Source organism: Nocardioides sp., assembly GCF_036493135.1.
Lineage (GTDB): Bacteria > Actinomycetota > Actinomycetes > Propionibacteriales > Nocardioidaceae > Nocardioides.
The window spans coordinates 74297-82196 of the sequence record NZ_DASXQG010000070.1; the positions used below are offsets into that span (position 1 = coordinate 74297).

Below are 7900 nucleotides of genomic sequence, written 5' to 3' on the forward strand. Positions count from 1 at the left end.
GCTCGAGACCGCCAACTATCCACCGACGCCCCTCCCGGCCCGGCGATCCACAGTCGCGGAGGCGCCCGCAGCGCAGCGTCGCGATCCGGACAAAAGTGCGGGCAGGCCGCATCCGGCGGCCGCACATGAGAAGGAGAGCCATGCACCACGAGCACGACCAACGCGGGATCACCACCGCGGAGTACGCCGTCGGCACGGCCGCGGGGGCCGGGCTGGCCGGCCTGTTGTTCAAGTTGTTGACCGGAGGCTTCGGGGAGCAGCTGCTGCGCACCTTGTTCGATCACGTGTTGTCCCTGCTGGGCATCGGGTGAGCCGCGACCAGCGCGGCGCGGCCACGGCCGAGCTTGCGCTGGGCATCCCGCTGCTGGTGTCTCTCACCATCGGTCTGGTCTGGCTGCTCACGATCGGGATCGCCCAGGTGCAGATGGTCGACGCGGCGCGAGAGACAGCACGCGCCGGCGCACGCGGTGACGCGGAGGCATCGGCGATCGCGCGTGGGCAGCAGGTAGCGCCCGGGGCAGACGTCACGATGTCCGACGGCGACGGAGAGGTGGTCGCGACCGCGAGCGACACCGTCGCGCCACCGGGCGGGCTGTTCGGGTTCCTGCCGGCGGCGCACGTCCACGCGGAGGCGGTCGCGGCCGCGGAGGCCGGCCCGTGAGCAGAAGGCGTGACGAGTCAGGGTCGGCCACGTTGCTCGTCCTCGCGATGGCCGTGCTGTTGATGTTCCTGGGCGCTGCGCTCGCAGTGGTGACCGCGATGGTGGCGGCCCACCGCTCCGCACAGGCTGCCGCCGACCTCTCGGCGCTGGCCGGAGCCCGCGGCGTCGCCGAGGGCCGCGACGGCTGCGCGAGCGCAGCCGAGGTCGCCGCTGCCAACCGTGCGCGCCTCACCCACTGCATCGTGACCGGGTCGGTCGTCGATCTCCGGGTCGAGGTGGCGGGGCCGCACTGGCTCGGGCAGACCGCCGATCTCGCGGCGCGATCACGCGCCGGGCCGGCCGGTCCGGCACCGTGAGCTCAGCCTGGATCCAGACTCAGTCCGCCGGCGGCTGCTCGAGCGTATGCCCGTCGGGGTTGTCGCCCGGCCGGCGGCGTTCGCTCTCCAGAGCGCGGAGTCTGCGGCTCTCGCGACGGTGACGGATGGCGCGACCTGTCCCGGCACGGGTCAGCACGAGCCCACAGAGCAGCGCGAGGGTCGCGGCCACGCCGAGGAAGAAGAGCGTGCCTGCGCCCAGATCGACGCCGAGGAACGTCGCCGTCCCGCTCGTGCTGAACACCGCCGCCAGGATCGCCACGACCCCTGCGGCGAGGAGGAGCAGTCCCAGGACCACCATCCCGGCAGGCTACCCACGTGGCGCGTCGGCGAGAAGCACGTCGAGGAGCAAGACGGCACCGGCCTTGTCCAGCGGATGGTTCTGGTTGCCGCACTTGGGTGACTGGACGCACGACGGACAGCCGTCGGGGCACCCGCAGGAGCGGATCGTCTCGCGGGTGGCGACCAGCCATTCGCGCGCGGTGTCGAAGCCGCGGGCACTGATGCCGGCTCCTCCCGGGTGACCGTCGTACACGAACACGGTGAGCCGGCCGGTGTCGGCATGGTGTGTGGTCGAGACCCCGCCGATGTCCCAACGGTCGCAGGTCGCGAAGAGTGGGAGAAGGCCGATCGAGCAGTGCTCGGCGGCATGCGCGGCTCCGGGGAGATCCGCCGAGAGGAGACCTGACTCCGCGAGCTGATCGTCACTCAAGGTCCACCAGACGGCTTGGGTGGTGAGGCTCTGCTCGGGCAGGTCGAGCGGCACCTCGTCGACGACGTCGCCGGAGGGCTGTCGGCGGCGGAGGTACGACACGACCCGATGCGTCACGTCGACCATGCCGAACGACAACCGAGCCGATCCCCAGTCGCGATGGTCGAGCTCGTGCGCGATGGTGATGTCGGTCAGCTCCCGCGCAGTCGTGGAGAAGTCGACGTCGACACGGTCGATCATCGCGACCCGGTCGTCGAGGTCGAGCGACTCGACCAGCCAGGTCTCCCCGCGATGGACGTAGACCGCCCCGGCGTGCGCGGTGGCATGGGCGCTGCCGCCGTCGACGGTGCCGACCACGCGACCGGTGGCGACCTCCACGAGGGAGAACGGGCGGCCACTCCCGGAACGGATGTCGGTGAGGGCGCTGGCGGGTTCGGGGTGGGTCCAGTACCACCCGTGCGGGCGCTTGCGGAGCCGCCCCTTCTCGGTGAGCTCGTCGACGAGGTCGCGCGACCGCGGCCCGAACATCTCCAGCTCGTGCTCGCGCAACGGCACCTCCTGCGCCGCGGCGCACAGATGGGGACCGACGACGTACGGGTTGCCCGGGTCGAACACCGTCTGCTCGACCGCCTGGTCGAGGAGCGCCTCCGGGTGGGTGACCAGATAGGTGTCCAGCGGGTCGTCGCGGGCGATCAGCACGGCCAGGGCGTCACCGGCGTTGCGCCCGGCCCGGCCCACCTGCTGCCACCACGCGGCGCGCGTGCCGGGGAAGCCGGCGACCAGCACCGCGTCCAGCCCCGAGACGTCGATCCCGAGCTCGAGGGCGTTGGTCGCGGCCAGGCCCAGCAGCCGTCCGTCCCGGAGTGCCTGCTCGATCTCCCGGCGCTCCTCGGGGAGATAGCCGCCCCGGTAGCCCGCGACGCGACTCGGCAGGCCCGGGTCGACCTCGGCCAGCAGTCCGGCGGCCGTGGTGGCGACCTGCTCGGCAGCACGCCGAGAGCGGACGAACGCGAGGGTTCGCACGCCCTGGCTGACCAGATCCGCCAACAGGTCGGCCGACTCCGAGGTAGCCGCACGACGGACCGGCGCACCGTTCTCCCCGGCGTACGACGTGAAGCGCGGCTCCCAGAGGACCAGGGCCACCTCGCCGCGCGGTGCATCGTCGTGGCTCACCGCCATCACCTCGAGCCCGGTCAGTCGTGACGCGTGCTCCGCGGGGTTGCCGACGGTGGCCGACGCGAGCACGAACGTCGGGTCGGAGCCGTGGAAGGCGCACACGCGCCGCAGCCGCCGGAGCACCTGCGCGACGTGGGCGCCGAAGACCCCGCGGTAGTGGTGACACTCGTCGACGACCACGAGGTCGAGCGACCGGAAGAGGCCCGCCCAGCGCTCGTGGCGTGGCAGCAGCGATCGGTGGAGCATGTCGGGGTTGGTGAGGACGTACTCGCCGTGCTCGCGGGTCCAGTCGCGCTCGTCGTACGACGAGTCGCCGTCGTGGGTGGTCACCCGGACGTCGAGACCCAGATCCGCGATCGTCGACAGCTGGTCCTGGGCGAGTGCCTTGGTGGGACTGATGTAGAGCGTCGACGCCCCGCGCTCACCACGGGTGCCGCGTCGTTCGAGGATCGCCGTGAGTGCCGGCAGCTGGTAGACCAGCGACTTGCCGGACGCCGTACCGGTCGCGACCACGACGTGCCCGCCCGTCCGCGCCGCTTCGGCCGCGACGGCCTGGTGTCGCCAGAGGTCGGTGACGCCCCGTTGGCGGTATGCCGCCACGACGTCCGGGTGCGCCCACTCCGGCCAGGGCGCGGTGACCGCGGCGCGTCTCGGCAGCACGCGCAGGTGACGGAGGGAGTCCTCGTTCCGGCGGCCGGTCGCGAGGCTTCGGCCGAGCTGCTCGACCGTGCCATTCACGGCGCGGGAGCCGGGCGTTCCCTCCGCGACACCTCTCACCGCTTCAGTCTGGCAAAGCCGGCCGACAGCCGGGTGGGGGTGTGTGGGCATTTTCTCCACGATGTTCCGGGGCGTGGTTTGATAGCCCGAAGGGATCGGGGCCGCGTCGCGCTCCCGCAAACCCAACCGGGAGTCTTGGAGTGGACACGTGGATCTGACCATTACGACGCGCGAGGCTCAGGGCCGCACCGTCGTGTCGGTCGCCGGTGAGATCGACGTCTACACGGCGCCCCGCCTCCGCGAGGAGATCACCGAGCTCGTCGCCGCCGGCACCTACAACCTGGTCATCGACATGACCGAGGTCGAGTTCCTCGACTCCACCGGTCTCGGTGTGCTCGTGGGCGGCCTGAAGAAGGTCCGTGCCCACGACGGGTCCTTGCAGCTGGTCTGCAGCCAGGACCGCCTGCTGAAGATCTTCCGCATCACCGGCCTCGCCAAGGTGTTCGTCATCCACGACACCGCCGAAGGCGCTCTCGCGACCAGCTGATCCGCCCGCTCCCCCCCGCTCGGGCGCGTCTCAGACGCCCGCACCCGGTGTGACTCCGGCGGCCGCAAGATGACATGATCCCCCGGGCGCATGGCACAATCCGCGCCGTTCAATGAACGTATTCCCAGGAGGACATCCATGACCGGGATCATTCCCGACGTGGTGCACCTCTCCGGGGGCAACCTCGTCCTGGTCATCATCGTCTTCGTGATCGCGCTCGGCGCGCTCTCGATGGCGTACATGTTCCGCCAAGAGGTCCTTGCCGCCGGCGAAGGCACCGACAACATGAAGAACATCGCCCATGCGGTGCAGGAGGGCGCCAACGCCTACCTGGCCAGGCAGTTCCGCACTCTCGCGGTGTTCGCTGTCGTTGCGTTCCTGCTGCTGCTGGCCCTTCCCGCCGATGACATCACGGTGCGGATCTTCCGCTCCCTGTTCTTCCTGATCGGCGCCGGCTTCTCCGGCACGGTCGGCTACCTGGGCATGTCTCTGGCCGTGCGGGCGAACCTCCGGGTCGCGGCGGCGGCCAACGAGACCGGTCGCGAGCCGGCCATGCGGATCGGATTCCGCACCGGGGGCATGGTGGGCATGCTCACCGTGGGCCTGGGCCTGCTCGGCGCCTCGATCGTCGTGATGGCGTTCGGCAGCCAGGCACCCGAGGTCCTCGAGGGCTTCGGCTTCGGCGCCGCGCTGCTGGCGATGTTCATGAGGGTCGGCGGCGGCATCTTCACCAAGGCTGCCGACGTCGGCGCGGACCTGGTGGGCAAGGTCGAGCAGAACATCCCGGAGGACGACCCGCGCAACGCCGCGACCATCGCGGACAACGTCGGTGACAACGTCGGTGACTGCGCTGGCATGGCGGCCGACCTCTTCGAGTCGTACGCCGTGACCCTGGTCGCCGCGCTGATCCTCGGTTACCAGGCCTTCGGCGAGAAGGGCCTGGTCTTCCCGCTCCTGGTCCCGGCGATCGGCGCGCTCACCGCCGTCCTCGGCGTCTACCTGTGCCGTCCGAGGGTGGGCGAGAACGGTCTGACGACGATCAACCGCGCCTTCTACATCTCCGCAGCCGTCTCCGCGGTCGCGTGCGTGGTCATGGCGTTCGTCTTCCTGCCGACGAACTTCGCGGACTTCAACCTGCCGCGGAACACCCTCGACCAGCTCGGAGGCGGCCCCAGCGGCAACCCTGCTGTGATCGCCGCGGTCGCGGTCGTGATCGGCATCGTGATGGCCTCGGCGATCCTGGCGCTGACGGGCTACTTCACCGGCACCGAGTACAAGCCGGTCAAGGACGTCGGGCGCACCTCGCTCACCGGTGCGGCCACCGTGATCCTCTCCGGCCTGTCGGTCGGGTTCGAGTCGGCGGTCTACACCACGCTCGTCATCGGCGCGGCCGTCTTCGGCGCCTACCTGCTCGGTGGCGCCTCGCTGACGATCTCGCTGTTCGCGGTCGCTCTCGCCGGCGCCGGACTGCTCACCACCGTCGGCGTGATCGTCGCGATGGACACCTTCGGCCCGGTCTCCGACAACGCGCAGGGCATCGCCGAGATGTCGGGCGACGTCAGGGAAGAGGGCGCCCAGATCCTGACCGAGCTCGACGCCGTGGGCAACACCACCAAGGCGATCACCAAGGGCATCGCGATCGCCACCGCGGTACTGGCGGCGACGGCATTGTTCGGGTCGTACGCGACCTCGGTGATCGACAAGCTGACCGTGGTCGGCGACAACCAGGCGGCCAACGACACGCTGCTGAAGTTCTTCGTGTTCAACCCGTCGGTGCTGGTCGGGGTGCTGCTCGGCTCCGCCGTGGTCTTCCTCTTCTCCGGTCTCGCGATCAACGCCGTGGCCCGCGCCGCGGGTGCGGTCGTCTACGAGGTCCGTCGCCAGTTCCGCGACATCCCCGGGATCATGGAGGGCACCGGCCGTCCCGAGTACGGCAAGGTCGTCGACATCGTCACCAAGGACTCGCTGCGCGAGCTGGTGACGCCGGGCCTCCTCGCCGTGCTCGCGCCGGTCGCGGTCGGCTTCGGCCTGGGCGTCAGCAGCCTCGCCGGCTTCCTGGCCGGCGCCATCGGTACCGGCACTCTGATGGCGGTGTTCCTCGCCAACTCCGGTGGTGCCTGGGACAACGCCAAGAAGCTGGTCGAGGACGGCAACCACGGTGGCAAGGGCTCGGCCGCCCACGAGGCGACGATCATCGGCGACACCGTCGGTGACCCGTTCAAGGACACCGCCGGCCCGTCGATCAACCCGCTGATCAAGGTGATGAACCTGGTCTCGCTGCTGATCGCCAGTGCTGTGGTCTCGCTGAGCGTCGGTCGCGACCAGAACGACCCGCTACGGATCATCATCGCGCTGGTCGCGGTCGCGATCATCGTGGCGGCGATCTACGTCTCCAAGCAGCGCGAGGTGGTGCTCGGCGACGACGATTCGGGCACGCCTGCCGCACCGTCGGCGCCCGCGCCGGCCACCGACGAGACGACGACCCGCCAGTTCGAGCAACAGAGCTGACACAAGGCGCCGTACACGACGCACAGGACGACGGCCCGCCCGGGACTCCCCGGGCGGGCCTTCGTCACGTCCAGACCGTACGCCCAGCCGTCACCTGCCGACCCGGCGCGATTTCGCTGCCTCTTTGCGCCGACTCAACCGACGAGGAGGGAGACCTTGGCGGTGGAGTACCGGATGCCGGGCCGGAAGAAGCGGTGGTAGTCGCGGGTCAGGGCCAGGAGGTCGGCGGGCGACATCTTGATGCAGCCGTGGGAGGTGTAGTCGTTGATCCTCGGGAACTCCCAGCGGCAGATCTGGTCGCCCGGCCGGTTGGCGCACTGCCCGTTCCCGGCGGCCGCCTCGGTGTGGATGAACAGCTGCTCGCGCAGCGTGCCGTTCGCGCAGCGCTTGTCCGCGAGCCGGAAGGCCCGACCGTGGATCAGGTTGCCGGCGTAGTCGTCGTACTGGCGCAGCGTGTAGCGCCCGTTCGGCAGCCAGCCGTGCCCCTTCACGCAGGAGTTCGTGGCGCTACCGCCCGGCAGCCCGGATCCGGCGCGCCAGGAGTCCTGCGCGAGCACCTTCCAGGTGCCGTCCGCGCGCTGCCGCTGCGCGAGCCACGTGATCCGGCTGTTCCACGGGTGTGCGGGCCTCTTGACGAACGTGATCTGCGCCTTCAACTGCCCCGGGTGAGCGTTCGGGTCGACGCTCCCGCCGCCCCCGTTCGGTCCGTGCGACGCCAGCGCCGCGCCGGCGCCGGTGACGACGAGACCTGTCGCCAACAGTGCGCCGGCGAGGAGGCGGGACGCACGCACCATGCCCTGATTGAAACATCTTCGGTACGACGAGGTGCCCGCCCGGGCGAACCGGCCGACGATGCCACGATGGCCGCATGCCCCTGCGAGCACCCGAACGGATCGTCCTGATCTCCGACGTCGGCCTCGACACCTACTACCACGTTCCTCGCGCGTGACCCCCGTGCCGAACCCGGCTCTGGCCCCGCGACTACGGGAGGCCCTCGCGAGCAGCGACTACACCGTCGACGCGGTCGACGACCTGCTCGGAGAGTCGGCTCGCGCGGCTCTCGGGCGCCACGAGACCACCCCGGCCCTCCGGCGTACGGCGGACGCCTCACCGCTGGCGACCCTGGTCCGGCTCTTCCTGCTCCAGGCACCGGTCCGCCGGGTCGACGCCGAGCGCGCTCTCCCCGGGCTCGTCGACTCCCTCGC

9 protein-coding genes are annotated in these 7900 nt (G+C 70.6%); 6 read left to right on the top strand and 3 right to left on the bottom strand.

The window, feature by feature from the left end:
- The first annotated feature begins 140 nt into the window (after positions 1 to 140).
- Genes VGJ24_RS13210 through VGJ24_RS13220 form a run of 3 tightly spaced genes read left to right on the top strand, consistent with a single transcriptional unit; the run spans position 141 to position 1017 of the window.
- Complete coding sequence (locus tag VGJ24_RS13210; protein WP_331501091.1) at positions 141 to 311, top strand: DUF4244 domain-containing protein; 171 nt, start codon at positions 141 to 143, stop codon at positions 309 to 311.
- Complete coding sequence (locus VGJ24_RS13215) at positions 308 to 661, top strand: TadE family protein (RefSeq protein ID WP_331501092.1); 354 nt, start codon at positions 308 to 310, stop codon at positions 659 to 661. The genes VGJ24_RS13210 and VGJ24_RS13215 overlap by 4 nt, the downstream gene beginning before the upstream one ends.
- Positions 658 to 1017 (top strand): Rv3654c family TadE-like protein, encoded by a 360-nt coding sequence (locus tag VGJ24_RS13220; protein WP_331501093.1) that lies wholly within the window; start codon positions 658 to 660, stop codon positions 1015 to 1017. Before VGJ24_RS13215 ends, VGJ24_RS13220 begins: the two co-directional genes overlap by 4 nt.
- 19 nt (positions 1018 to 1036) lie before the next feature.
- Here VGJ24_RS13220 and VGJ24_RS13225 read toward each other — a convergent pair whose 3' ends face one another.
- Together VGJ24_RS13225 and VGJ24_RS13230 are read right to left on the bottom strand one after the other, a co-directional pair.
- A complete protein-coding gene (locus tag VGJ24_RS13225; RefSeq protein WP_331501094.1) occupies positions 1037 to 1336 on the bottom strand; it encodes a hypothetical protein in 300 nt (99 codons plus the stop codon).
- A 9-nt stretch (positions 1337 to 1345) separates the two neighbouring features.
- Positions 1346 to 3700, bottom strand: coding sequence for a DEAD/DEAH box helicase (locus VGJ24_RS13230; RefSeq protein ID WP_331501095.1), 2355 nt, complete (start codon positions 3698 to 3700; stop codon positions 1346 to 1348).
- A gap of 148 nt (positions 3701 to 3848) precedes the next feature.
- Here VGJ24_RS13230 and VGJ24_RS13235 point away from each other — a divergent pair, with 148 nt between their 5' ends.
- Together VGJ24_RS13235 and VGJ24_RS13240 are read left to right on the top strand one after the other, a co-directional pair.
- Complete coding sequence (locus VGJ24_RS13235) at positions 3849 to 4187, top strand: STAS domain-containing protein (RefSeq protein WP_331501096.1); 339 nt, start codon at positions 3849 to 3851, stop codon at positions 4185 to 4187.
- Positions 4188 to 4325: 138 nt separating this feature from the next.
- Positions 4326 to 6695 carry a sodium-translocating pyrophosphatase gene (locus VGJ24_RS13240; RefSeq protein ID WP_331501097.1) on the top strand — a complete coding sequence of 790 codons (2370 nt, stop codon included), beginning with the start codon at positions 4326 to 4328 and terminating at the stop codon, positions 6693 to 6695.
- A gap of 134 nt (positions 6696 to 6829) precedes the next feature.
- On the opposite strand, the gene VGJ24_RS13245 is transcribed toward VGJ24_RS13240, so the two are convergent.
- Positions 6830 to 7489: a hypothetical protein gene (locus VGJ24_RS13245; protein WP_331501098.1), complete on the bottom strand. Its 660-nt coding sequence runs from the start codon at positions 7487 to 7489 to the stop codon at positions 6830 to 6832.
- 151 nt (positions 7490 to 7640) lie between these two features.
- Between VGJ24_RS13245 and VGJ24_RS13250 the strand changes: the two genes are divergently transcribed.
- On the top strand, positions 7641 to 7900 hold a 260-nt coding region (locus VGJ24_RS13250), incomplete at its 3' end, for a DUF7059 domain-containing protein (protein ID WP_422656618.1).